This is a genomic window from Ruegeria sp. CDSA021, assembly GCF_059612325.1.
Genome location: NZ_JBXWQJ010000001.1, coordinates 259,120 through 282,765, shown reverse-complemented (window position 1 = coordinate 282,765; position 23,646 = coordinate 259,120). Strand labels below are relative to the sequence as shown.

Here is a 23,646-nt window from a genome sequence, read left to right as displayed (position 1 = left end):
AGCGGAATGTGGCTGGGCTTTTATGTCCTGATCTTGTGGGCGTGGTGGGTCATGTTCTCAATGAGCCGAGACATGGACCTTGATCTGATCGGTCGCCCCGGACCAATGGGGCAGACCATGGCGGCCATGGATCCGCGCATGGACATGTATATGCCCATGGCCGAGTTTGGGCCGCTGTTCTCAATGTGGGCGATCATGATGGCGGCGATGATGCTGCCTACGCTTGTACCAACCCTGCGAAGCTATGACGACCTGATCCGCAGCGCCAATGGCAGCCGTGCGGGCTGGATGGGCGTTCTGGCGGGGTATTCGATCGTCTGGGTTGGATTTGCGGCTCTGATTGCAGGAATTCAGCTGGTTTTGTTGTTTGGCGGTGTGGTCGATATGCTGGGCATAACCAAGTCCGGCTGGCTTGCGGGCGGATTGATGATCGCAGTGGGGGCCTTTCAGTTCACCCGTGTGAAAGAGGTTTGCCACGGAGTCTGTCACGCACCTATGACCTATTTTCTAGGCCACTGGAAAACCGGTTTCGCGGGTGGTGTTCGCATGGGATTAGGCCTGGGCGTGTTTTGCGTCGGCTGCTGCTGGGGCTTTATGGCGCTGGGATTTGTGGGCGGTGTCATGAGCCTGTTGTGGATGGGTCTCGCGACGCTGTTCATGGTTTTGGAAAAACTCCCCCAGATCGGGCACGCGATAACGCGGCCCATGGGGTTTGCATTAATAGCGGGCGGTCTGGTCCTGCTCGTCTATCCAATTAGCTACGGAGGTTAAGCCAATGGCAAAAAACAGAAAACCAGAAGCCGATAGGTTGCCCATCAGCCAGCGGATCGACAGCCGGATGCCAAACCCTAAACGGCGCGAGATGAGCCCGACTGAATGGGCGATCAAAGGCGAATTGATCCTGAACTGCTCGTGCGATGTGTTCTGCCCCTGTGTTGTGTCGCTGGGCGCGCATCCTCCGACCGAGGGCCATTGCCATGCCTGGATGGGCATCATCGTTGATGAAGGACATTACGAGGGCGAAGATCTGTCGGGGCTGAATGTCGGACTGCTGGTCGATATTCCGGGCCGGATGGGCGAAGGTCAGTGGAAAGTAGCGGCGTATGTCGACGAACGGGCCAGCGGTAAGGCCTACAATGGTTTACTGCAAATATTTAGCGGACAGGCGGGCGGTACCACCGGGCTCTTCACCATGCTGGTCAGCGAGATCATAGGGGCCGAGCGCGCACCGGTTCAGATTGAACGCGACGGGACCAAGCGTCGTATCATGATAGGTCGCAAGATTCAGGGCGAGATCGAGATGCTCGGCGGTAAAGATCCAGAGCATCCTGTCATGGTATCGAACTCGAAATACTGGATGGGACCGGACATTATCGTGGCACGGGGCACGAAATCGAAAGTGCGTGATTACGGTCGGGTTTGGGACTTTGGCGGAAAGTCAGCAGAAATTTGCCCGATTGACTGGCGCGGGCCAAAGTGATGATCACCGGCGCATACGCACGTGAGATGGCGCAGTACAATCATTGGCAAAACAAGCAGTTGGCGGAGTTCTTTCAGGCACTTTCTCACGAAGAACTGATCCTCGAACGTGGTGCTTTTTTTGGCTCGATACTGGGCACAGCCAACCATTTGCTTTGGGGTGATTGGATCTGGATGTCTCGTTTTGAAAATGGGGACGGACCGGAAAGCAACGTTCACCGCGCAGGCGGTGGTATTCATGAAAGCGTGTATCTGTGCCCCGACTTGCTTGCGTGGCTGCCCCTGCGTGAAAAGATCGACGCGCGGATCATCAAATGGGCGGAAACCCTGGAGGATGAACCTCTGACAGGTCCGTTCACATGGTATTCGGCCGCGAAACAGGCCGACATTACTTTACCTTACGCGCGTTGCGTCATCCATATGTTCAACCACCAGACCCACCACCGCGGACAATTGCACAAAATGCTGACCGAGGCTGGATCTCAAGCACCCGTCAGTGATCTTGTCTTCATGCCACAGGAGGTTTGAATGCCGCAAATATCTGCTTCTCGCCGCCTGAGGCGCACGCCATTCTCGGATGGGGTCGAAGCCGCTGGGGTCAAGGGGTATACGGTATATAACCGTATGTTGTTGCCCACTGTTTTCGAAAGCGTTCAGGCCGATTACCGGCATTTGAAGACCCATGTGCAGGTGTGGGATGTGGCCTGTGAACGTCAGGTTGAACTGCGCGGGCCGGACGCCGCACGTCTGATGCAGATGCTGACTCCGCGCGACTTGCGAGGGATGTTGCCCGGCCAGTGTTTCTATGTGCCGATCGTTGATGAAACGGGTGGAATGCTGAATGATCCCGTGGCGGTGAAACTGTCTGAAGACCGTTGGTGGATCTCGATTGCTGACAGTGACTTGTTGCTGTGGGTCAAAGGGATCGCCGTAGGGTATCGTTTGGATGTGTTGGTGGACGAACCGGATGTATCGCCGCTTGCGGTTCAGGGCCCCAAGGCAGATGAGCTTATGGCCCGCGTGTTTGGAGACCGAGTACGGGACATCCGGTTCTTCAAGTTCGATATGTTCGAATTTGAAGGGCGCGATCTGGCCGTGGCGCGCTCGGGTTATTCCAAACAGGGCGGGTTTGAGATTTATGTTGAGGGCAGCGACATTGGTATGCCCCTCTGGAACGCGTTGTTTGGTGCAGGCGAAGATCTTCGGGTGCGTGCAGGCTGTCCAAACCTGATCGAGCGGATCGAGGGCGGTTTGTTGTCCTATGGCAATGACATGACTGATGACAACACCCCACATGAATGTGGTTTGGGCAAATTCTGCAACACACACACGGCCATCGGCTGCATCGGTCGCGACGCGTTGCTGCGCGTGGCCAAGGAAGGGCCCATTCAGCAAATCCGACCTATCGCGATTGCGGGCGATCCTGTGCCGGGCTGCGATCGGCCTTGGGGTCTTTACGCGGACGGAAAGTGGGTCGGTCAGGTGACGTCCGCCGCCTGGTCGCCTGATTTCAAAACCAACGTGGCGATTGGCATGGTGCGATTGAGCCACTGGGAAGCGGGAACGGAACTGGACGTGGAAACACCGGATGGAATGCGTCGCGCAACCGTGCAGGCGCATTTTTGGATTTAAAGGGGGGTTGGGGGCGCTGCCCCCGTCGCTACGCGACTCCCCCGGGATATTTTGGGCCAGGTGAAGAACCGGGCTAGGCGCAGAAACACGAAAGGATTTGAAAATGTTCAATGCTCTGGTGATGGAGAAGGACGAAGAAAGCGGATTGGCGAGCCCATCGGTCAAACAGTTGTCGGAAGATGATCTGCCGCAAGGTGAAGTCACCGTTGCTGTTGAGTATTCAACGGTCAACTACAAGGACGGTCTTTGCCTGTCTCCCAAAGGGGGCGGGCTGGTGCGGGCCTATCCGCATGTGCCGGGCATCGATTTTGCCGGTACGGTCGAAGCTTCGTCAGATGATCGCTACAAACCCGGTGACAAGGTTGTTCTGACCGGCTGGCGTGTCGGTGAGGCGCATTGGGGCGGCTACTCTCAGAAAGCCAATGCGCGGGCCGATTGGTTGGTCCCGCTGCCTGACGGGTTGGACGCGCGGCAGGCCATGGCTGTCGGTACCGCCGGTTTCACGGCCATGCTAGCGGTCATGGCACTGGAGGATCACGGGCTGACCCCGGATCGGGGGCCGGTTCTGGTAACAGGGGCTGCTGGCGGTGTCGGGTCGGTCGCCACGGCCATTCTGGGCAATCTGGGATATGAGGTTGCCGCAGTAACCGGGCGGCCCGAAACCGGTGACTATCTGAAGTCATTGGGGGCGACGACCATTGTGCCGCGCGATGACCTGAACGAGACCACCAAACGTCCGCTGGAAAGCGAGGCCTGGGCTGGCTGCGTGGATGCAGTGGGTGGCGAGATGCTGGCGCGTGTTCTGGGTCAGATGAAATATGGCTGTTCGGTTGCAGCGGTAGGTTTGGCCGGGGGCGCGGCGCTGCCCGCGACGGTGATTCCGTTCCTGCTGCGTGGAGTGAACCTGTTGGGGATCGACAGCGTGATGCAGCCTTATGGCAACCGGTTGCGCGCCTGGAAGCGGATCGCCACTGATTTGCCGATGGACAGGTTGGACGCGATGGTCCAGCCCGCCGCACTTTCGGATCTGCCTCAGTTGGGTGCCGATATCCTGAAAGGGCAGGTCAAGGGCCGCGTTGTGGTTGATGTGAACGCATAGATTTGGGTATCCGGGCAGCTCTGGCCGAGGTCACTCGGCTGGAGCTGCGTCAAGTTGGTACAAAATGGTCGCAACACCTCTGGCCATTGATACAATTCCCGACCATGATTGCTATACATCCCAATTGTGATGGCGTAAGACCCATCCAAAGAGTACCTGAATACGGGGAGTGAGCAGCATGTCTGACGACTTCGAACTGGACATCGATGATTTGCAGCGCCGCATGGATGGCGCCATGGCCAATCTGAAAACCGAATTTGCCTCGCTGCGCACGGGTCGTGCTTCGGCATCGATGCTTGAGCCGGTGATGGTTGACGCTTATGGCTCGATGACGCCGATCAACCAGGTGGGCACAGTAAACGTGCCCGAGCCCCGAATGGTGACTATAAATGTGTGGGATAAGTCACTGGTTGGAAAGGTAGAAAAGGCCATTCGCGAAAGCGGCCTTGGTATCAATCCTCAGCTGAACGGCACCATCATCATGTTGCCGATTCCCGAACTGAACGAAGAACGCCGCCGCGAACTGGGTAAAGTTGCCGGGCAATATGCAGAGAGCGCGCGTGTTGCGATCCGCAATGTGCGTCGCGACGGTATGGACCAGATCAAGAAAGCCAAGGCAGACGGAATGTCGGAAGACGATCAGAAGCTGTGGGAAAGCGAAGTTCAGGATCTGACGGATGAGATGATCAAGGCGGTTGATGTAGCACTTGAAACCAAGCAAGCCGAAATCATGCAGGTCTGAGCTGGTTTGATGCCCAAAGATCCCCAACCCGAACTGCTTTGCGGCCCGCGTCACGTCGCCATCATCATGGATGGCAATGGTCGCTGGGCTCAGGCGCGTGGCCGCCCCCGGCTGTTCGGTCATCACGCCGGTGCGCGTCGGGTTCGCGAGATCGTCGAAGCCTGCCCAAGATTGGGGATCAAGTATCTGACCGTTTTTGCGTTTTCGACTGAAAACTGGAAGCGGACACAGGTTGAAGTGGCGGGGCTGATGAGCCTGTTTCGCCGGTACATCATCAAAGAAACCCGGACGCTGGCTGAAAACGGTGTACGCGTACGATTTATTGGTGACCGCGTGCGGTTGGACACAAAACTGACCGAATTGATGGATGCTCTGGAACAAGAAACAAAGAACAATGACCTCGTTCATCTGACCGTGGCGCTAAACTATGGTGGCCGGGATGAAGTGGCGCGCGCCACGAAAAGACTGGCGCGGGATGTCGCTGAAGGACGGTTGAAACCTGACGAGGTGGATGAGGAAACATTGCCTAAGTATCTGGATACGCGTGTACTTCCTGACCCCGATCTTGTCGTACGTACCAGCGGTGAAGCGCGTATTTCGAACTTTCTTTTGTGGCAGTCCGCCTATTCCGAGTATGAGTTCATCAATACCCTGTGGCCGGATTTCACCGCCACCGAGCTTGAACGGCTATGTCGCAATTTCGGCTCGAGAGAACGCCGGTTCGGAGCGGTTCTGGCATGAGCGAGGGCCGATGGTCTGACCTGACGGCGCGAGTTCTTTCGGCAGCGGTACTGGTCGCGATCGGCGCGATTGAGGTGTGGCTGGGTGGCGTGTGGTTCGAAACCTTTATTGCGGTCGCCTGTGGTTTGATGGCCTGGGAATTGGTGCGCATGATCGAGCCCCAAAGCCCTGGCGTGGCCGTTCAATTGGGTATTCTTACAAGCGCGTCGGTTCTGCTGAGCTATCATTTGCCGCCAGTTTATACACTGCCCGTGGTGATCGCGCCCGCCTTGGTGGGTATGGGGCAGTTGAGCCGGTCGAAAATTCTGTATGCGTTGTTTGCAGTTTGGATCGTTGGGGCTGGACTAGGCTTTATCTCGATCCGTGAGAATTCTGGCTTTGGCTGGATGGTTTGGCTGATTGCGGTCGTGGTTGCGACGGATGTTGCAGGCTATTTTGTAGGCAAAGCGATAGGTGGCCCCAAGTTTTGGCCTAAGGTGAGTCCGAAAAAGACATGGTCGGGTACGGCAGGGGGTTGGGCGGCTGCTGCTTGCGTCGGGATTGTCTTTGCGGCCCATGCCGGTTTCGGAGTGGCCTTCGTTATTGTTTCGGTTTTGGCCTCAATGGCCAGTCAGGCTGGTGATATTGTCGAAAGTGCGGTCAAACGCAAGTTTGGAGTCAAAGACAGTTCAAACCTGATCCCGGGCCATGGCGGCTTTTTGGATCGCTTTGATGGTATGATGGGCGCTGCCTTGTTTGTTCTGATCGCGGGGCTGATCTATGCGCCAGGTGGAATGTAATGCGCAGGGTTTCTATTCTCGGATCCACGGGCTCGATCGGGCAAAACACAATCGACCTGATCGCCCGCGCGCCAGACGACTACGAGGTCGTGGCTTTAACGGGCGGCTTAAACATCCAGAAGCTGGCCGATGATGCATGCCGTTTGGGGGCCGAACTGGCTGTGACGGCGCATGAAGACAGGTTGGATGATCTGCGTACAGCTCTGGCCGGCAGCGGCGTCGAAGCGGCGGCAGGGGCACGTGCGATTGCGGAAGCTGCCGCACGCCCTGCGGATTGGGTCATGTCTGCCATCGTGGGTGCCGCGGGACTGGCACCAGGACTTGAAGCGCTGAAACAGGGGGCAACGCTGGCGCTTGCCAACAAAGAAACGCTGGTCTGTGCCGGGTCTTTGGTTTTGCGCACGGCCAAGGCGCACGGCGCGCAATTGCTGCCGGTCGATAGCGAGCATTCAGCCGTGTTTCAAGCGCTGGTCGGAGAGGACATCGGCGCGGTGGAGCGTGTGATCATTACGGCCAGCGGCGGCGCTTTCCGCGACTGGCCGTTGGAAGAACTGGCCAATGCAACGGTTGAACAGGCGTCCAGTCACCCGAATTGGGACATGGGACAGCGCATTACGATCGATAGCGCGTCCATGTTCAACAAGGCTCTGGAAGTGATTGAAACCCATGAGTACTTTGCCGTTTCGCCTGAACAAATCGAGGTCTTGGTTCACCCGGAATCGATTGTGCATGCGATGGTCGGGTTTCGGGATGGTGCGATGATGGCCCACATGGGCGAACCAGATATGCGTCATGCCATCGGGTATGCCCTGCACTGGCCAGAACGGCGTGAGCTTCCTGTGAAACAACTTGATCTTGCGAAACTGGGGCAGTTGAATTTCAAGGCACCGGATCTGACGCGGTATCCTGCGCTGAAACTGGCGTGGGATGTTATGGATCGTGGTGGTCTGGCGGGCGCTGTTTTCAACGCCGCCAAAGAACGTGCGTTGGACCATTTCATTGCGCGCAGGATCGGATTTCTTGACATGGCAGATGCTGTGGCGGCGGTTCTGGACCGCTTTGATGTCGCAGACAGCCTTATTGATGCCCCGATGACCCTTGATAACGTACAGCAAACGGACCATTTGGCACGACAATGGGTCGATGACACCGTGGTGGAACGAGCAGGATAGAATTTTGGACGTACTTTCGCTGATACCGCAATTTGGCAATCTTCTTTGGACGATTGTGGCTTTTGTCATCGCGCTGTCGGTCATCGTGGCCGTGCATGAATACGGTCATTACATTGTCGGACGGTGGTCAGGCATCCATGCTGAGGTATTCTCGATCGGGTTCGGGCCGGTATTGTGGAGCCGTGTCGACAAGCGTGGCACCCGCTGGCAGATCGCGCTGTTACCATTTGGTGGATATGTGAAATTTCTGGGTGATGCCAATGCCGCGTCGGGCAAGGATGACGAGGCGATGGGCGAGATCGCGACCCAAAGCCCGGAAGAGTTGCGGCGCACCATGCATGGGGCCCCTTTATGGGCGCGGGCTGCCACAGTGGCGGCTGGACCGGCGTTCAATTTCGCCATGTCCATTTTGGTCTTTGGTATGATCTTTTGGTCCCAGGGGGTATCGCGCGAGCCGTTGACCGTGGGTTCTCTGCAACCTCTGCCCGGGACGGTACAGGAGCTGCGGGAAGGGGATGTGATCACTGCAATCGCAGGCATCCCGACACCGGATTATGATGAAGAGGGTGCTTGGCAGGATTTCATCGATGCGCTGCCCGTGGAACCGGTTCTGAACTATACGGTAATCCGCGATGGCGAAACGATGGATGTTCAGGCCCCCTGGATGTTCCCGCCGCTGATCAGACAGGTGGCTCCGCGCAGTGCTGCCATGGATATCCAGCTTGAGCAGGGGGATGTCATCACCGCCGTGAACGGCGAGCCTATCTATGCCTTCGATCAGCTGAAGGACTTCGTCGAAAGCTCGGATGGAAAGGTTCTGTTATTGGATGTTTGGCGGGAAGGGTCGGACCTGGAGTTTGCTCTGGCCCCGCGCCGCACGGATGAACCGAAACCGGAAGGTGGTTTCGTCACACATTGGCGGATCGGGATTGTCGGCGGCATGATGCTGGACCCAGCAACGGAACCCGCTGGTATCTACGATTCCCTGCGTGGTGGTTTCATTCAGACGGGTCGCATTATCGAAGGGTCTCTGTCTGGTATGTGGCATATGGTGACGGGTGCGATCAGTACTTGCAACATTTCCGGTCCGATTGGGATTGCCGAAACCTCGGGCGCGATGGCCAGCCAGGGGGCGCAGAACTTTATCTTCTTCATCGCTGTTCTCTCGACAGCTGTCGGCTTGCTGAACCTGTTCCCGATCCCAGCCTTGGACGGCGGTCATCTGGTGTTCTACGCCTATGAAGCTGTCGCCGGCAAACCACCCAGTGACAGAGCGCTTCGGATTCTCATGGCGCTTGGAATCACCTTTATCCTCTCGCTGATGGTTTTGTCGGTCAGTAACGATCTGTTCTGCTGATTGTGGCGCGCGGCGCAGAATTGGGCCGCATTCCCGCCTTATTTCACGGCTATAGTCTTTCGCGTTGAAAAGGGTATTGCCATGACCAAAGCGCTCAAAAAATCCTACCAGGGCTTCAGCTTTCTGTTCCTTTTGAACTGGGATGTTTTTTTGAGTTTTGCGATGACCGCTCTGGCGCTGGCATGTGCAGCTTACTTAGCCGGTGTCTATCTGGCCGGATTGTGATTCTTACTTAAATCGACAACTCCCCCCGATCTGGCTGCGTGCCCGAGTGCTTCTATTTCGCCTTTTGACAAGCTCATTCAATCCCGTTACTCAGCATTAAAGACGTAAAATTCTGGGTAGAGCGCAAAATGACTGACAGGCGAGACGCGGGCACATCCTGCGGGGGGCAAATGCCGACAAACAATATTTTGTGGCAGGCGCTAACGGTTCTTTTCCTTTTTGTTGCAGCGAGTTTGACCGCATTTCCGAACGCTGCGCAGGCGCAGAACTTCACGATCAACTCCTTCCAGGTTGAGGGCAACCGCCGGATCGAAACCGGTACGATTATCGCCCGAACGGGAATCGAACCGGGCCAGACGGTCACAGCCGGACAGATCAATGACGCCTATCAGCGTTTGCTTGACAGTGGTGTATTTGAAACAGTTGAGCTAACGCCAAGTGGCACGACTCTGGTCATCGAAGTTCAGGAATACCCCACGATCAACCAGATCAGCATCGAAGGAAACTCACGCGTCAAAGACGACGTTCTGCTCGACGTCATTCAATCCGAACCGCGCCGCGTATTTACCGCTCAGGTCGCTGAATCGGATGCAGACACTATAGCCGAAGTGTATTCGGCACAGGGCCGGGTGGCCGCAACTGTCATCCCTCGGATCATTCGCCGCAGTGATAACCGTGTCGATCTGGTTTTCGAAGTATCGGAAGGTACAACCATCGAAGTTGAGCGTGTCAGCTTTGTCGGCAACCGGGCCTTTTCGGATCGCCGTTTGCGCCGCGTTCTTGAGACCAAACAGGCGACATTCCTGCGGACTTTCTTCCGTAACGACACGTTTATCGGCGACCGCATCGAGTTCGACAAACAGGTCATCCGCGATTTCTACCTGTCGCGCGGCTATATCGATTTCCGTGTGAATAGTGCCAATGTCGAGTTTACCCGCGAGCGGGATGCATTCTTTCTGGTGATGAACGTTACCGAAGGTCAGAAATTCTCGTTCGGCAAAATCACGACGGTCAGCGAAATTCCGGGCATCAACGCCGCCGATTATCAAGATGCGCTGAAGATCAAACCGGGCGTGACCTATACGCCCACGCTGATCGAAAACTCGATCGCCCGCCAGGAACGTCTGGGCGTCAAGCAAGGCGTGGACTTTCTGCGGGTCGAGCCGCGTATCACGCGCAATGACCGCGACCTGACACTGGATGTGGAATTCGTACTGACAAAAGGTCCGCGCATCTTTGTTGAACGGATCGATATCGAAGGCAACACCACCACGCTGGACCGCGTCATCCGCCGTCAGTTTGACACGGTAGAGGGCGACCCGTTCAACCCCCGCGAAATTCGTCAGGCTGCCGAACGTATCAATGCTTTGGGCTTCTTCGCCAACGCGGATGTAGAGCCGCGTGAAGGGTCGTCACCCAGCCAGGTGATCCTGGATGTGGATGTGGAAGAACAACCCACCGGTTCGCTCAGCCTGGGTGGTAGCTACTCGGTGACGGACGGTTTCGGGATCGCAATTGGTCTGAACGAATCCAACTTCCTGGGCCGTGGTCAGAACCTTGGTCTGACGATTTCGACCGCGCAGGATTCGGAGGAATACTCGATAAGCTTCACCGAACCTTACCTGTTGGGCCGAAAACTGCGTTTTGACCTGGGTTTGGGTTTGTCGGGAACAAACTCGGGCTTTGCCAGCTATGACACCAGTTCTTTGTTCTTCACCCCACAGCTGACTTATGCCATTGGCGAACTTTCGTCACTGCGACTGCGTTATGGTTGGGATCGCAGCGAGATGACGCAGCAGGACAACGAGGTAAACGGCGCGGTGATCTCGTCAGAGATTGCACAGGGCAAGCGGACATCCAGCACTCTGGGACTGTCCTACGTGTATGACAGCAGACGCGGTGGTCTGGATCCGAACTCGGGCATTCTGTTCGAAGTGGGTGTTGATGCGGCCGGTCTTGGCGGAGACAACAAGTTCTTCAAGACCACGGCGCGTGGTATTGCCCAAACCCGCGTTTGGAACGAAGAAGTTGTCTTGCGGGCCACGGTTGAGCTTGGCGCTTTGAACTGGACTGGCAATGATTTCAGCCGTGCCGTCGACCGTTTCGTGTTGGGGCCCAACACTTTCCGCGGGTTTGAACCTGCCGGTATTGGCCCACGTGATTTGTCCAATGGTCAGGATGACGCTATCGGTGGCAACTACTATTGGGTTGCCCGGTTCGAAACCGACTTCCCGTTGGGTTTGCCCGAAGAGTTGGGGCTGCGCGGTGGCTTGTTCTATGATGTTGGCAACCTTTACAACATCGACAATGTGAACACTGCAGGTGCAACTATCGTCGGCGCAAATGGCTCGATCCGTCATGTAATTGGTATATCGGTTCTGTGGGAAACGCCTTTCGGACCGCTGCAGTTCAACTTTTCACAGCCCCTCAAGAAAGAATCTTTCGACAAGGAACAGAACTTTGACCTGACCATTCAGGCCCGGTTCTGATCGCAGATGCTGAACAAGCTCTTGATGATAGCACGGGGCCCAATGCGGGCCTTGTGTGTTTTTTCGGTCCTTTTTGGTGCTCCTGTCGCGAAGGCACAGCAGCTGGGGGTGCCTCAGGCCAGTGTCGTCACGCTGTCCAGTGAGAAGCTGTTTTCGGATTCAGCGTTCGGTCAGCGCGTTCTACGTGAAGTCGAAACGGAAAGCGCTTTGCTGGCCGAAGAAAACGAACGGATCGTGGCTGAGCTCAGCCAGGAAGAAAAGCAACTGACAAAACAGCGAACATCCTTGCCGACCGAGGAGTTTCGCCCGCTGGCCGAGGCATTTGATGTCAAGGTTCAGTCTCATCGCGAAGGCCAGCGCGCCAAACTGGATGCGCTGGCCCAGCGCAGCGAAAAAGCGCAACAGACTTTTTTTGAGATCGTCCGTCCCATCCTCGTAGACTTGCTGCGTGAATTTGGTGCAAGCGTGATGATCGAACGTTCCAATGTGGTCGTCAGCACGGCCGACATTACCGAGGCCGCTATTGCCCGTATCGATGCTGCAATCGGTGATGGCAGCGCGCTGCAAGAGGACAACGGCGAATAGGGCTGCTTGCCCTTGGATTGCCGTATTGCTAACCACGCGGAAAAGAAACATCCAAAACGGGATATCTGATCAATGACCACGGAAACCAAAAGCGCCGACATTCAGCTGATCCAGAGGATCCTGCCGCATCGTTATCCGTTTTTGCTGGTCGACAAGGTGGTAGACATCTCGGGCTATCAGTCGGCTCGTGGTATCAAGAATGTGACCATGAACGAACCGCATTTTCAGGGACATTTCCCGGGCACGCCGATCATGCCGGGCGTCACAATTGTCGAAGCCATGGCCCAGACCGCAGGTGTCATGCTGGGTGTTGGCATGGATGTCATCGATACTGAGCTACTGATCTATTTCATGAGCATCGACAAGTGCAAGTTCCGCCGCAAGGTTGTGCCGGGTGACGTTCTTGAGATGCATGTCGAAACAGTACGCGGCAAAAAGGGCGGCAAGCTTTTCAAGTTCAGCGGTCGGGCCACGGTTGAAAGCGAAGTGGCGGCTGAGGCCGAGTTTTCGGCCTATGTGGATTGGGACATGGAAAAAACAACATGAGCGGAATCCATCCCAGCGCAATTTTCGAAGAGGGCGCTCAGATCGGGCAGGACTGCACCATCGGTCCGTTTTGCTACGTAGGTGCGCAGGTCAAACTGGCGGATCGGGTCGAGCTGAAATCCCATGTGGTCGTGACCGGGGATACGTCGGTTGGTGAAGACACCGTCATCTTCAATTTCTCGGTGATTGGTGAAATCCCGCAGGACTTGAAATTCGGTGGCGAAAACACCCGACTCGAAATCGGACAACGGAACCGCATTCGGGAACATGTCACGATCAATACCGGCACCGATGGTGGTGGCGGCGTGACGCGGATCGGGGACGATTGCCTGCTGATGGCGGGCGTTCACGTGGCCCATGACGTGCAGATCGGTAACCGTGTCATCATGGTCAACCATGCAGGTGCGGCTGGTCACTGTATCGTTGAAGATGATGTGATTGTCGGCGGCATCTCGGGCCTGCATCAATGGGTACGAGTCGGGCGTGGCGCGATCATTGGTGCGCTGACAATGGTGCCCAAGGACGTTATTCCCTATGGCCTCGTGCAGGCATCACGTGGTGAGCTGGACGGCCTGAATCTTGTGGGTCTGAAACGAAAAGGCGTCTCGCGCGAGGATATCTCGGCGCTGCGCGCTGCGTTCAAGGAATTGTCTGAAGGCGATGGAACCTTCATGGACCGTGCCTCCCGGATCGGCGAAGGCAATGAAAGCGATTACGTGCAGCGGATCGTCGACTTTGTCACCGGGCACAGTGACCGCTCGTTCCTGACACCGGGGAAGTAAGCTTATGCTGGCGTTGATTGCGGGAACAGGGGCGCTGCCAACCGAAGTTGTGGCTCAGCTGACCGACCGACCTTTGATCTGCGCAATGGAAGGGTTTTTGCCTGACGATCTGAACGCAGATGTCGTGTTTCCGCTGGAGCAGTTGGGCAGCTTCATTGTTGATCTGAAAGCGCGAGGCGTGACCCAGATTTGTCTGGCCGGTGCCGTTCGGCGTCCGCCCATTGACCCAAGTCGCATTGACGCAGCGACACTGCCATTGGTTCCGGTAATCCAAAAGGCGATCATGTCTGGCGATGACGGCGCTTTGCGTGCGGTCATCGGGATTCTTGAAAATGCAGGGCTGCAAATGCGTGCCGCGCACGAAATTGCGCCCGGTTTGCTTCCGCCTCTGGGGTGCCTGACGGATACGCAGCCGTCCGAGGCCGACATGGCCGATGCCGACCGTGCTGCTGGTATTCTGCGTGCAATGGGGGCTGCGGATACAGGGCAAGCCTGCGCTGTGTTAAATGGCCAGGCTCTGGCGATTGAAGGAATTTTTGGCACCGCCTGGATGCTGCAATCTCTGACACAACGACCGGATGCGGGCGGAGGTATTCTGTTCAAAGGGCCCAAACCCGATCAGGACCGGCGCGCCGACTTGCCTGCCATAGGACCCGATACCGTCAGCGACTCGGTCGCGGCTGGGTTGACCGGGATCGTATTGGAAAAAGGCGGTGTGCTTGTGTTGCGGCAAGAGCAGGTCATCGCCGAGTGCAACCGTCTGGGTCTGTTTCTGTACGTCCGCGAGCGGGCGGTCTGATGCGTGTCTTTCTGGTCGCCGGTGAACCCTCGGGCGACCGGCTGGGCGGCGCGTTGATGGAGGGGCTGAAGACTCTGATCCCCGATGTTGAATTTGACGGGATCGGTGGCCCGCTGATGGCGGCGCAGGGTCTGACCAGCCGGTTTCCCATGTCGGAACTCTCGGTCATGGGCCTTGTAGAAGTTCTGCCGAAGTTCTTCCATCTCAAGCGCCGGATATCTGAAACGGCGCAGGCCGTGCTGGACACGAAGCCAGATGTGTTGATCACCATCGACAGCCCGGATTTCAGTCTGCGTGTTGCCAAGATCGTTAAGGCCGCAAGCAACATCCGCACGGTTCACTACGTCGCCCCGAGTGTCTGGGCCTGGCGACCGGGACGGGCCGACAAGATGGCCAAGGTTATTGACCATGTGCTGGCGCTGCTTCCTTTTGAGCCGCCGTACATGGAGCGGGCAGGGATGGAGTGCGACTTTGTCGGCCATCCTGTGGCCAGTGAACCGATTGCCACCCCGGAAGAGATTGCAACATTTCGAAGCAGTTTTGATCTGGGCGACGCGCCAATCCTTCTGGCCTTGCCCGGGTCACGCCGGGGCGAGATCGAACGATTGGCGGACGCGTTCGGCGGGGCATTGCAGTTGTTTATGGAAGACCATGCAGATTATCGTGTGGTGATCCCGACTGTAGGCGCGACAACCGATCTTATCAAAGAACGGGTGGCGGACTGGCCCGGACGCCCGGTTGTGCTGGAGCCGCGTCACGAAGGTGCGGATCAGGCGCTGGCCTATAAGCGCGCAGCCTTCGGCGTCGCCGATTTGGCGCTTGCGGCGTCGGGGACAGTGTCGCTGGAGCTTGCAGCTCAGAACACGCCGATGGTCATTGCCTACAAACTCAACTGGCTGACGCAGAAGATGGCAGAACGGATGGTCAAACTGGACACTGTGACCCTGGTCAACTTGGTGTCAGATACGCGTGCAGTGCCGGAATGTCTGCTGGATGATTGCCAACCCGCAAAGATTGCTGACGCCTTGCGCAATGTGGTCAACGCCCCGGACGCGCAACAGCATGCCATGAGCCTGACCATGGAAAGATTGGGTCGAGGTGGCGAAGACCCCGGCTTGCGTGCAGCGCGGGCCGTACTGGACAGAATGCAGGTCGACTATGCTTGATCATGCGCTGTTCGCGGTGTCTGCCGGAATCGCGGTGATCTCCACCAATCTCGACAATCTGGCCGTCTTGCTGGGCCTGATTTTGGTCATGGAACAACGCCGCGCCATCATTGGCTTTGCGGTCGCCCAGACACTTGTTCTGACCTTGGCGATGACCGTGGCACTTGGCCTGAACCAAAGCGGTATTCCGTTCTGGATCGGATATCTGGGCATCGTGCCCCTGGTTTTTGGGTTGCGCGGCATCTGGAAGCAGTATCGCAACGTTGAAGCGCGGGAAACAGAGTCCAAAGGGGCCGTGACCTCGGTGGTGACGCTTTTCCTGAGCCTCTCGATCGACAGTTTTGCGGTTATGACGCCTCTGCTTGCAGACTCGGCACCAACTTATCGCGTTGCTGCGCTGGTTGGCGCTGTCGCGGCAGCCACCGCACTTGTTGCTGTCGCGGCCTGGGGTGCGCCTCGCGCCAAGAGCCTCGGCCCCCGTGTCGCCCGCTTGGATCGGATCGCCCCATATATCATGGTCTGTGTAGGTCTCTATATTCTCTTCAACTCGCCCACGGATATTGTGTGATCGGCAGGAGACGCGTCGTGTCTCGTATATGTGATCTCTATCCGGCTGTTGTAGAGGCAACGGCCTGGGGTACCTTGGCCAAAAAAAGGAGCTTTGCCATGACTCGCATTCCCCCATTGTCGGATCACGAGATGACTGAAGAGGCGCGCGCGTCCCATGCAGCGTTGGGCACGTATGGCCCGTTCGACAACTGGGCCCGCGTCGCGGCCTATTGCCCTCCGGTTCTGGAGCATGTGACGGGAATGCTGACGACCTTGCGCGAACAGCAGAACCTACCGCGACGGGCGCTGGAACTGGCGATGGTAACGGTATCGAAGCTCAACGCCTGCGATTATTGCGTTTCACATCACACACCGCTGTTGACCGTCGCGGGCCTGAGCCCAGAAGGCGCCGCGCGTCTGCCGGACGTTGAGGATCATCCAGAGCTGGACGCCTGTGATAAAGCCGTGGTGCGCTATGCCGAGGCTGTGACGACACGATCCGGCCGTATGCGGGACGCCGAAGTGTCTGACCTGCGGGAGTGGTTCACGGACGCGCAAATCGTTGAGCTGACCTGGCGCATCGCTTTGTGCGGTGCCTTCAACCGCTTCAACGATGCGCTTCAGATCCAGATCGAAACCGAGGTCGAACCGGTTTCGGCTTAGTATCCACGCCAGATCCAGCCGCCGCCAAAGATGCGGCTGCCTTCACCTGTATAGAACACACAGGCCTGACCCGGTGAAATACCTTCCTCGGGCGTTAGCAGCTCGACCTCGGCTGTGGTGTCCGACAGCGGGCGGATGATTGCTTCACGCGGGGGGCGGGTCGAGCGGACCTTGACCTTCAGGTGCCATTCATCGCGCGAGGTGAAGGGTTCATCACCCAGCCAGTTGATCTCGCGCACCGGAACGACACGCGTGGCCAGCATCTCTTTGGGGCCGACAACAACCTGTTTCTTGTCGACGTCCAGCTTAACGACGTACAGCGGCTCAGTCAGGCCGCCGATGCCAAGACCGCGCCGTTGCCCGATAGTGTAGTGAATCACCCCATTATGTTGCGCCAGAACACGGCCGTCGGCGTGAACGATCTCACCGGGTTCTGCCGCACCCGGGCGCAGTTTTTCAATCACGCTGGCATAATTGCCGTTGGGAACGAAGCAAATGTCCTGACTGTCGGGCTTGTCGGCCACGGACAACCCGTATTGCGCCGCCATCTCACGCGTTGCGTCTTTTGACGGCAGGTGGCCCAGAGGGAAACGCAGGAAATCCAACTGCTCCGGCGTGGTCGAAAACAGGAAGTAGGATTGATCGCGGTTCGCATCCTCGGCGCTATGCAGCTCGGGTCCATTGGGGCCCATCTTGCGCTGTATATAGTGGCCGGTGGCCATGCAGTCGGCCTCAAGATCCTTGGCGGTTTCCAGAAGATCCTTGAACTTCACCCGTTCATTGCAGCGAATGCACGGCACAGGGGTTGCACCGGCCAGATAGCTGTCGGCGAATTCGTCGATCACGGCGTCTTTGAAGATGTTCTCATAGTCCAGAACGTAATGCGGAAAGCCGCGCTCTTCAGCCACGAGGCGGGCATCGTGGATATCGATCCCGGCACAGCATGCGCCTTTCTTGGCCAGGGCGGCACCGTGGTCATAAAGTTGCAGCGTAACACCCACGACGTCATAGCCCTGATCCGCCAGATAAGCCGCCACAACAGAGCTGTCGACGCCACCCGACATCGCAACAACCACCCGCGTTTCCGAGGGTGGCTTTGCAAAACCAAGCGAGTTCAGCGGAGTCTCGGTATCGAGGGCCATGAGCAGTTCCGTTTCGGGTTAAAGAAGACTGCCGGAATATAAGAAAATTCTACACATTCTCAAGGGGCGGTTTCACGCGGTCTTAAGTAGCCTGATGTCAGCTGTGATGCAGTAAGAAAAGGGTTGAAAGATGTTTTTGCACAAAGTTGAAGGCCCTCGGTCAGTGACACTCCCCGACGGCTCCATACTGACACGCGCAGATCTACCGCCTGCGGATACTCGGCGTTGGGTGGCTTCGCGCAAGATTCTGGTCGTGCGTGGAGTGCTTTACGGCCTAATCAGCTTGTCCGACGTAAAAAAGAATTACGGTATCAGCGATGAAGAATTCAACGGCTGGGTGTCCCTTGTTGCAGAGCATGGGGTCGAGGCGTTGAAGGCCACCGCGCTAAAAAAATATCGACAACCTAGGGGAGAGTGTGAATAAATGATTCAACGGTAACGTCAGATTAACCATTCTTGTTCAGGTTTAATTTTAATTGGAATTGTTGACCCGAATTGGAGCAGTAAGAAATGCGCATACTTCTTGTCGAGGATGATCCGACTACGTCGAAAAGCATTGAATTGATGCTGACACACGCGAACCTGAACGTCTATGCAACGGATCTTGGCGAAGAAGGCATCGATCTGGCGAAGTTGTACGATTACGATCTTATATTGCTGGATCTGAACCTGCCGGACATGAACGGGCATGAGGTGCTGCGCCAGTTGCGCATCGCACGGGTTGAAACACCAATCCTGATCCTGTCAGGGGCCGATGACACGGAAAGCAAGATCAAAGGCTTTGGCTTTGGCGCAGATGATTACCTGACCAAACCCTTCCATCGCGAAGAACTGGTGGCGCGTATTCATGCGATTATCCGTCGGTCGAAAGGACATTCGCAGTCTATTATCCATACCGGTCGTGTTGCGGTTAATCTGGATGCCAAAACCGTGGAAGTGGATGGAAAGACTGTTCACCTGACCGGCAAGGAATATCAGATGCTTGAACTGCTCAGCTTGCGCAAGGGCACGACCCTCACAAAAGAGATGTTCCTGAATCACCTCTATGGCGGCATGGATGAACCCGAACTGAAGATCATCGACGTGTTCATCTGTAAACTGCGCAAAAAGCTCAGCAATGCGACTGGCGGCGAGAATTATATCGAAACCGTCTGGGGGCGTGGGTATGTGCTGCGCGACCCGCAAAGCAACACTCTGGACGAGACGCGGATGGCTGTCGGCCTCTGATTTGAACCACCTGTGCCGCTGGTGGTCCAGGGCGGCACTTTGCACTCACGGCTCAGCACGTCTGGACCTGGCCATGGCCTCGCCCTATCACTGAGGTCCAAGAACGCGTGACAGGGCGAGGCCATGAGCAATTCTATTTCCATCTCTGATCTGACCGAAGACCAAGCGCGCGCCGAATTGGCGCGTCTGGCGGATGTGTTGTCTCGGGCGAACACGCTGTATCACGGGGCAGATGCGCCCGAGATTTCAGATGCGGAATACGATGCGCTGAAACGCCGGAATGCCGAGATCGAGGCGCAGTTCCCGAACCTCAAACGCAGCGACAGCCCAAGCGAACAGGTCGGAGCCCGCGCAGCAGACGGGTTTTCCAAGGTCACGCATGCCATGCGCATGATGTCGCTGGGCAATGCCTTTGACGATGAAGATGTGGCCGATTTCGACCGTTCGATCCGAAAATACCTCGGGTTGGCCGCGGACGCGCCGCTGGCTTTCACAGCAGAGCCCAAGATTGATGGCTTATCCTTGTCCTTGCGATACGAGGATGGCGAACTGATTCAAGCCGCAACTCGTGGGGATGGTGAAGTCGGTGAGAATGTTACCGCCAACGCCCGCACGGTCTCGGACATTCCGCAAAGGATCGAGGGCGCACCGGCTGTGCTAGAGGTGCGGGGCGAGGTCTATATGTCCCACGCGGACTTCGAGGCGCTGAATGCCCGACAGACAGAGCGGGGCGGAAAGCCTTTTGCAAATCCACGTAACGCAGCGGCCGGGTCTTTGCGACAACTGGATTCGGAAATCACACGGTCCCGTCCGCTGAAGTTTTTCGCCTATGCGTGGGGAGAACTGTCAGAGCCCTTGGCTGACACGCAAATTGGGGCGATTGATCGGCTGAAATCGCTTGGATTTTCAACGAATGATCTGACCCGCCTATGCGCTACAACCCAAGAGATGTTAGAGCATTATCAGGATATTGAAACGCAACGTTCAACCTTGGACTATGACATCGACGGTGTTGTTTACAAGGTCAATGACTTGTCGCTCCAGGCGCGATTGGGGTTCCGCTCGACCACACCGCGATGGGCAATTGCGCATAAATTTCCCGCCGAACTGGCCTGGACGAGGCTGGAGGCGATCGACATTCAGGTTGGTCGCACCGGCGCGCTCAGCCCTGTGGCTCGGTTGCATCCAGTGACAGTTGGCGGTGTTGTGGTGTCCAACGCGACCTTGCACAACGAAGACTATATCGCCGGGCGTGATGCCAAGGGCGGTACGATCCGTGAGGGTAAAGATATCCGTATCGGCGACTGGGTGCAGGTCTATCGTGCGGGTGACGTGATCCCGAAAGTGTCAGATGTAGACCTGTCGAAACGTCCGTCTGATGCTCAGCCTTTTGCGTTCCCGACCCTCTGCCCAGAATGTCAAAGTGCGGCGATCCGCGAGGAAGGCGACGCCGTGCGCCGCTGTACAGGTGGCTTGATCTGCCCCGCGCAGGCTGTTGAAAAGTTGAAACATTTCGTCTCGCGCAAAGCGTTTGACATCGAAGGTCTGGGTGCAAAACAGATCGAGATGTTCTACGATGATCCGGTCCTGCCGATAAATACGCCTGCGGATATCTTCACACTGGAACCGCGCGACAAGGGTAATCTGGCCCGGTTGAAAAACCGGGATGGATGGGGGGAGACTTCGGCCGGAAATCTGTTTGCTGCGATTGACGAAAAACGGACAATTCCGTTTGCGCGCCTGTTGTTTGCCTTGGGTATTCGACATGTGGGTGAGGTCGGCGCGCGTGATCTGGCGCTGTATTACCGCGAGTGGGATACCATGGCGCAAGCGCTGGACGCAGCGCGCCCGGCCGCTCTGGCTCAACGGCAAGCCGAAGAGGCGGAAGATTCTGAACGGGCAGCGGCGCTGGCCGAAGACCGCCGTGCCCGCGTCAAAGAAGTACGTGATGCGGCCATTGTAGCAGCCTGTGTTCCTTCAGAGGCTAATGCGGCTTGGTCTGATCTGATCGGTATCGATGGGATCGGCGCAACGCTTGGTCTGTCTCTGTCCGACGCATTTGCAAATCAGGAAGAGAGGCGCGCATTTGACACGTTACGCAAGGAACTGACGGTCGTTGCACCAGATGCGCCCGCGTCGGATAGTCCAGTGGCAGGCAAAACTGTTGTGTTTACCGGAACGTTGGAAAAGATGACGCGCGCCGAAGCCAAGGCTCGGGCCGAAGCGTTGGGGGCTAAAGTTTCAGGCTCGGTCAGCAAGAAAACCGATATTCTGGTTGCAGGTCCTGGCGCTGGATCGAAAGCGAAAAAGGCCGCAGAACTGGGAATCGAAACCTTGGATGAGGATGGCTGGCTACAGCTGGTCGAAGGCGCATGAGCGGGCGGCCCGAGCAGCTTTTCCCGCTTTTTGCGGGTTTGGAGACGCTGGACGGTGTCGGCCCAAAGACTGCGCAGGTCATGGCACAGACTGGCGTGGAAAGCCCGCGCGATGTTCTGTTTGGTCTGCCATACGCGGTGGTTGATCGGCGCAGGCGCGATACGATTCAGGGCGCTGATCTGCCTGCCACCTTGACAGTTGAAGTGACGGTGGGCACGCATCGCCCCCCGCGCAACAAGGGTGGGGCCTATCGCGTTCATGTCGAAGACAGTAAGGCCGATTTCCAGCTGGTCTTCTTTCATGCGCGCGGGGATTATCTGAAAAAGGTGCTGCCTGAGGGATCGCGCAGGGTGGTTTCAGGCAAGTTGGAATTGTTCGACGGCTTGGCCCAGATGGTGCATCCGGACCACATGCTACCGGTCGAACAGGCCCAAGAGATCCCGGAATTCGAACCGGTCTATCACCTGACACAAGGGTTGACCCAGAAAACCGCGTTCAAGGCCAGCCGCAGCGCGTTGGCGCGCGCGCCCGAGCTTGAGGAATGGATCGACCCTGCGCAGGTGGCGCAACAAAACTGGCCGGATTGGGCTTCGGCCATTCAAGCCGGGCACAACCCTCAAGGTGCGGATGACGTCGCCCCGTTTGCACCCGCGCGGCAGCGTTTGGCCTATGACGAGCTTTTTGCGCATCAGTTGACACTGGCCTTGGCCCGCCAACGGGAACGAAAATCCCGTGGAATCGTCAGCGTTGCGACGGGTGCTTTGCAATCCAAGGTGCTGGACAGCCTTCCTTATCGCCCGACCGGAGCCCAAAGCCGCGCGGTCGCGGAAATCTCGGCAGATATGGCATCAGACGCTCGGATGAACCGGCTGCTTCAGGGCGATGTGGGGGCGGGTAAGACACTGGTGGCTTTCATGGCCTTGCTGATCGCGGTCGAGGCCGGCGGGCAGGGGGTGATGATGGCCCCAACCGAGATACTTGCGCGCCAACATCTGGAAGGGTTGCGGCCATTGGCCGAAGAGGCCGGGGTGGTGTTGGAACTGCTCACCGGACGCGACAAAGGTGCCGAGCGTCGCGCCAAGCTTGAGGCTCTGAAACAGGGCAATTTTCATATTCTGGTGGGCACCCATGCCGTGTTTCAGAGTGATGTGGAATTCAAGGCTCTGCGACTGGCAGTCGTAGACGAACAGCATCGGTTTGGCGTTCGGCAGAGGATGGAGTTGTCGGAAAAGGGGCAGGGTGCCGACGTTCTGGTAATGACGGCGACGCCGATTCCACGCAGCCTGGCGCTTGCGCAATATGGGGACATGGATGTTTCGGTGCTGGACGAAAAGCCGCCGGGACGTAAACCGATCAAGACGGCGATTGTCACCACCCAGCGCATGGATGAGGTCGTTTCGCATCTGCGTCGCGCGATTGAAGAAGGGCGCCAGTGCTATTGGGTCTGTCCGTTGGTCGACGAATCCGAGGTCTCGGACCTGACCGCCGCCGAAGAACGGTTCAAACGCCTGCGCGCTATTTTGGGGGAAGGCGTGGTGGGGCTGGTTCATGGACAGATGCCACCCGCCGACAAAGACGCGGCCATGAGAGCCTTTCAGACCGGCGAGACCAAGGTTTTGGTGGCGACGACCGTTATCGAAGTTGGGGTCAATGTGCCCAACGCCACGATCATGGTCATTGAGCGGGCCGAGATTTTTGGCCTGGCTCAGCTGCACCAATTGCGTGGTCGTGTGGGGCGCGGCGACGCGGACTCGACGTGCCTGTTGATGTATCAACCGCCGCTCAGCGACGGCGGGCGCAAACGGTTGGAGGTTCTGCGCGAAACCGAAGACGGGTTCCGCATTTCCGAAACCGATCTGGAAATGCGCGGGGCCGGGGATCTGATCGGAACAGCGCAGTCGGGCCTGCCAAAATTCCGCATTGCCGATCTGGAACGTCAGGCTGGATTGATGGCTGTGGCCCAATCTGATGCCCGGGCATTGCTGACTGCCGACCCCAAACTGACCTCAGACCGGGGGCGTGCGGCGCGTGTTCTACTTTGGCTGATGAAGCAGGATCAGGCGATCCGTTTGATTTCAGTGGGTTAGGCGAGAAGT

At 57.2% G+C, this 23,646-nt stretch carries 24 protein-coding genes; 23 read left to right on the top strand and 1 reads right to left on the bottom strand.

Annotation, left to right across the window (positions count from 1 at the left end; translation table 11 throughout):
- Positions 1–6 precede the first annotated feature (6 nt).
- The 19 genes from AC2FLD_RS01415 to AC2FLD_RS01325 all read left to right on the top strand — a co-directional run bounded on the left by AC2FLD_RS01415 (position 7) and on the right by AC2FLD_RS01325 (position 16,805).
- Positions 7–771 (top strand): DUF2182 domain-containing protein, encoded by a 765-nt coding sequence (locus AC2FLD_RS01415; protein ID WP_496669983.1) that lies wholly within the window; start codon positions 7–9, stop codon positions 769–771.
- A 4-nt stretch (positions 772–775) separates the two neighbouring features.
- Positions 776–1,480: a DUF1326 domain-containing protein gene (locus AC2FLD_RS01410; RefSeq protein ID WP_050602387.1), complete on the top strand. Its 705-nt coding sequence runs from the start codon at positions 776–778 to the stop codon at positions 1,478–1,480.
- Positions 1,480–2,007: a DinB family protein gene (locus tag AC2FLD_RS01405; protein ID WP_050602388.1), complete on the top strand. Its 528-nt coding sequence runs from the start codon at positions 1,480–1,482 to the stop codon at positions 2,005–2,007. The genes AC2FLD_RS01410 and AC2FLD_RS01405 overlap by 1 nt, the downstream gene beginning before the upstream one ends.
- The gene (locus AC2FLD_RS01400) at positions 2,008–3,111 is read left to right on the top strand and encodes a dimethylsulfoniopropionate demethylase (protein ID WP_050602389.1); all 1,104 of its coding nucleotides are present in this window, start codon (positions 2,008–2,010) and stop codon (positions 3,109–3,111) included. It begins immediately after the preceding gene.
- Positions 3,112–3,214: 103 nt separating this feature from the next.
- Positions 3,215–4,210 (top strand): acryloyl-CoA reductase, encoded by a 996-nt coding sequence (gene acuI, locus AC2FLD_RS01395; RefSeq protein WP_496669815.1) that lies wholly within the window; start codon positions 3,215–3,217, stop codon positions 4,208–4,210.
- A 178-nt stretch (positions 4,211–4,388) separates the two neighbouring features.
- Positions 4,389–4,952 (top strand): ribosome recycling factor, encoded by a 564-nt coding sequence (gene frr / locus AC2FLD_RS01390; RefSeq protein ID WP_050602391.1) that lies wholly within the window; start codon positions 4,389–4,391, stop codon positions 4,950–4,952.
- Between the two features lie 9 nt (positions 4,953–4,961).
- The gene (uppS, locus tag AC2FLD_RS01385; RefSeq protein ID WP_496669817.1) at positions 4,962–5,693 is read left to right on the top strand and encodes an undecaprenyl pyrophosphate synthase; all 732 of its coding nucleotides are present in this window, start codon (positions 4,962–4,964) and stop codon (positions 5,691–5,693) included.
- Positions 5,690–6,472: a phosphatidate cytidylyltransferase gene (locus AC2FLD_RS01380; protein ID WP_496669819.1), complete on the top strand. Its 783-nt coding sequence runs from the start codon at positions 5,690–5,692 to the stop codon at positions 6,470–6,472. The genes uppS and AC2FLD_RS01380 overlap by 4 nt, the downstream gene beginning before the upstream one ends.
- Entirely contained in the window at positions 6,472–7,644 is a 1,173-nt protein-coding gene (gene dxr, locus AC2FLD_RS01375; protein ID WP_496669821.1) for a 1-deoxy-D-xylulose-5-phosphate reductoisomerase, read from the top strand. Before AC2FLD_RS01380 ends, dxr begins: the two co-directional genes overlap by 1 nt.
- Positions 7,645–7,648: 4 nt before the next feature.
- The gene (gene rseP, locus AC2FLD_RS01370; RefSeq protein WP_496669823.1) at positions 7,649–9,001 is read left to right on the top strand and encodes an RIP metalloprotease RseP; all 1,353 of its coding nucleotides are present in this window, start codon (positions 7,649–7,651) and stop codon (positions 8,999–9,001) included.
- An 81-nt stretch (positions 9,002–9,082) separates the two neighbouring features.
- Positions 9,083–9,226 carry a hypothetical protein gene (locus AC2FLD_RS01365; protein ID WP_172677849.1) on the top strand — a complete coding sequence of 48 codons (144 nt, stop codon included), beginning with the start codon at positions 9,083–9,085 and terminating at the stop codon, positions 9,224–9,226.
- Positions 9,227–9,354: 128 nt separating this feature from the next.
- Entirely contained in the window at positions 9,355–11,715 is a 2,361-nt protein-coding gene (gene bamA / locus AC2FLD_RS01360) for an outer membrane protein assembly factor BamA (RefSeq protein ID WP_496669825.1), read from the top strand.
- A gap of 6 nt (positions 11,716–11,721) precedes the next feature.
- Positions 11,722–12,300: an OmpH family outer membrane protein gene (locus tag AC2FLD_RS01355; RefSeq protein ID WP_496669827.1), complete on the top strand. Its 579-nt coding sequence runs from the start codon at positions 11,722–11,724 to the stop codon at positions 12,298–12,300.
- 72 nt (positions 12,301–12,372) lie between these two features.
- A complete protein-coding gene (gene fabZ, locus AC2FLD_RS01350) occupies positions 12,373–12,846 on the top strand; it encodes a 3-hydroxyacyl-ACP dehydratase FabZ (RefSeq protein ID WP_496669829.1) in 474 nt (157 codons plus the stop codon).
- Positions 12,843–13,628, top strand: a complete 786-nt coding sequence (gene lpxA, locus AC2FLD_RS01345) for an acyl-ACP--UDP-N-acetylglucosamine O-acyltransferase (protein ID WP_496669831.1) — start codon at positions 12,843–12,845, stop codon at positions 13,626–13,628. Before fabZ ends, lpxA begins: the two co-directional genes overlap by 4 nt.
- Before the next feature lie 4 nt (positions 13,629–13,632).
- Complete coding sequence (locus tag AC2FLD_RS01340) at positions 13,633–14,427, top strand: LpxI family protein (RefSeq protein WP_496669833.1); 795 nt, start codon at positions 13,633–13,635, stop codon at positions 14,425–14,427.
- Positions 14,427–15,593 carry a lipid-A-disaccharide synthase gene (gene lpxB, locus AC2FLD_RS01335; protein WP_496669835.1) on the top strand — a complete coding sequence of 389 codons (1,167 nt, stop codon included), beginning with the start codon at positions 14,427–14,429 and terminating at the stop codon, positions 15,591–15,593. The genes AC2FLD_RS01340 and lpxB overlap by 1 nt, the downstream gene beginning before the upstream one ends.
- Positions 15,586–16,161: a hypothetical protein gene (locus AC2FLD_RS01330; RefSeq protein ID WP_496669837.1), complete on the top strand. Its 576-nt coding sequence runs from the start codon at positions 15,586–15,588 to the stop codon at positions 16,159–16,161. Before lpxB ends, AC2FLD_RS01330 begins: the two co-directional genes overlap by 8 nt.
- 98 nt (positions 16,162–16,259) lie before the next feature.
- A complete protein-coding gene (locus tag AC2FLD_RS01325) occupies positions 16,260–16,805 on the top strand; it encodes a carboxymuconolactone decarboxylase family protein (protein ID WP_496669839.1) in 546 nt (181 codons plus the stop codon).
- On the opposite strand, the gene mnmA is transcribed toward AC2FLD_RS01325, so the two are convergent.
- Positions 16,802–17,947 carry a tRNA 2-thiouridine(34) synthase MnmA gene (gene mnmA / locus AC2FLD_RS01320; RefSeq protein WP_496669841.1) on the bottom strand — a complete coding sequence of 382 codons (1,146 nt, stop codon included), beginning with the start codon at positions 17,945–17,947 and terminating at the stop codon, positions 16,802–16,804. The genes AC2FLD_RS01325 and mnmA overlap by 4 nt on opposite strands.
- Positions 17,948–18,077: 130 nt before the next feature.
- On the opposite strand from mnmA, the gene sciP reads away from it, so the two are divergent.
- From sciP to recG, 4 genes are all read left to right on the top strand, one after another.
- Positions 18,078–18,371 carry a CtrA inhibitor SciP gene (gene sciP / locus AC2FLD_RS01315; RefSeq protein WP_496669843.1) on the top strand — a complete coding sequence of 98 codons (294 nt, stop codon included), beginning with the start codon at positions 18,078–18,080 and terminating at the stop codon, positions 18,369–18,371.
- Positions 18,372–18,457: 86 nt separating this feature from the next.
- Positions 18,458–19,174 carry a response regulator transcription factor CtrA gene (gene ctrA, locus AC2FLD_RS01310; RefSeq protein ID WP_050602406.1) on the top strand — a complete coding sequence of 239 codons (717 nt, stop codon included), beginning with the start codon at positions 18,458–18,460 and terminating at the stop codon, positions 19,172–19,174.
- A gap of 123 nt (positions 19,175–19,297) precedes the next feature.
- Positions 19,298–21,550: an NAD-dependent DNA ligase LigA gene (gene ligA / locus AC2FLD_RS01305; RefSeq protein ID WP_496669845.1), complete on the top strand. Its 2,253-nt coding sequence runs from the start codon at positions 19,298–19,300 to the stop codon at positions 21,548–21,550.
- Positions 21,547–23,637, top strand: coding sequence for an ATP-dependent DNA helicase RecG (recG, locus tag AC2FLD_RS01300; protein WP_496669847.1), 2,091 nt, complete (start codon positions 21,547–21,549; stop codon positions 23,635–23,637). Before ligA ends, recG begins: the two co-directional genes overlap by 4 nt.
- Positions 23,638–23,646: the final 9 nt, after the last annotated feature.

What these genes read in the sequence shown, in the direction of transcription:
- AC2FLD_RS01415 (WP_496669983.1), top strand. Translation starts at nt 7, where the DNA reads ATGTGGCTGGGCTTTTATGTCCTGATCTTGTGGGCGTGGTGGGTCATG.
- AC2FLD_RS01410 (WP_050602387.1), top strand. Translation starts at nt 776, where the DNA reads ATGGCAAAAAACAGAAAACCAGAAGCCGATAGGTTGCCCATCAGCCAG.
- AC2FLD_RS01405 (WP_050602388.1), top strand. Translation starts at nt 1,480, where the DNA reads ATGATCACCGGCGCATACGCACGTGAGATGGCGCAGTACAATCATTGG.
- AC2FLD_RS01400 (WP_050602389.1), top strand. Translation starts at nt 2,008, where the DNA reads ATGCCGCAAATATCTGCTTCTCGCCGCCTGAGGCGCACGCCATTCTCG.
- acuI (WP_496669815.1), top strand. Translation starts at nt 3,215, where the DNA reads ATGTTCAATGCTCTGGTGATGGAGAAGGACGAAGAAAGCGGATTGGCG.
- frr (WP_050602391.1), top strand. Translation starts at nt 4,389, where the DNA reads ATGTCTGACGACTTCGAACTGGACATCGATGATTTGCAGCGCCGCATG.
- uppS (WP_496669817.1), top strand. Translation starts at nt 4,962, where the DNA reads ATGCCCAAAGATCCCCAACCCGAACTGCTTTGCGGCCCGCGTCACGTC.
- AC2FLD_RS01380 (WP_496669819.1), top strand. Translation starts at nt 5,690, where the DNA reads ATGAGCGAGGGCCGATGGTCTGACCTGACGGCGCGAGTTCTTTCGGCA.
- dxr (WP_496669821.1), top strand. Translation starts at nt 6,472, where the DNA reads ATGCGCAGGGTTTCTATTCTCGGATCCACGGGCTCGATCGGGCAAAAC.
- AC2FLD_RS01365 (WP_172677849.1), top strand. Translation starts at nt 9,083, where the DNA reads ATGACCAAAGCGCTCAAAAAATCCTACCAGGGCTTCAGCTTTCTGTTC.
- bamA (WP_496669825.1), top strand. Translation starts at nt 9,355, where the DNA reads ATGACTGACAGGCGAGACGCGGGCACATCCTGCGGGGGGCAAATGCCG.
- AC2FLD_RS01355 (WP_496669827.1), top strand. Translation starts at nt 11,722, where the DNA reads ATGCTGAACAAGCTCTTGATGATAGCACGGGGCCCAATGCGGGCCTTG.
- fabZ (WP_496669829.1), top strand. Translation starts at nt 12,373, where the DNA reads ATGACCACGGAAACCAAAAGCGCCGACATTCAGCTGATCCAGAGGATC.
- lpxA (WP_496669831.1), top strand. Translation starts at nt 12,843, where the DNA reads ATGAGCGGAATCCATCCCAGCGCAATTTTCGAAGAGGGCGCTCAGATC.
- AC2FLD_RS01340 (WP_496669833.1), top strand. Translation starts at nt 13,633, where the DNA reads ATGCTGGCGTTGATTGCGGGAACAGGGGCGCTGCCAACCGAAGTTGTG.
- lpxB (WP_496669835.1), top strand. Translation starts at nt 14,427, where the DNA reads ATGCGTGTCTTTCTGGTCGCCGGTGAACCCTCGGGCGACCGGCTGGGC.
- AC2FLD_RS01330 (WP_496669837.1), top strand. Translation starts at nt 15,586, where the DNA reads ATGCTTGATCATGCGCTGTTCGCGGTGTCTGCCGGAATCGCGGTGATC.
- AC2FLD_RS01325 (WP_496669839.1), top strand. Translation starts at nt 16,260, where the DNA reads ATGACTCGCATTCCCCCATTGTCGGATCACGAGATGACTGAAGAGGCG.
- mnmA (WP_496669841.1), bottom strand. Translation starts at nt 17,947, where the DNA reads ATGGCCCTCGATACCGAGACTCCGCTGAACTCGCTTGGTTTTGCAAAG.
- sciP (WP_496669843.1), top strand. Translation starts at nt 18,078, where the DNA reads ATGTTTTTGCACAAAGTTGAAGGCCCTCGGTCAGTGACACTCCCCGAC.
- ctrA (WP_050602406.1), top strand. Translation starts at nt 18,458, where the DNA reads ATGCGCATACTTCTTGTCGAGGATGATCCGACTACGTCGAAAAGCATT.
- ligA (WP_496669845.1), top strand. Translation starts at nt 19,298, where the DNA reads ATGAGCAATTCTATTTCCATCTCTGATCTGACCGAAGACCAAGCGCGC.
- recG (WP_496669847.1), top strand. Translation starts at nt 21,547, where the DNA reads ATGAGCGGGCGGCCCGAGCAGCTTTTCCCGCTTTTTGCGGGTTTGGAG.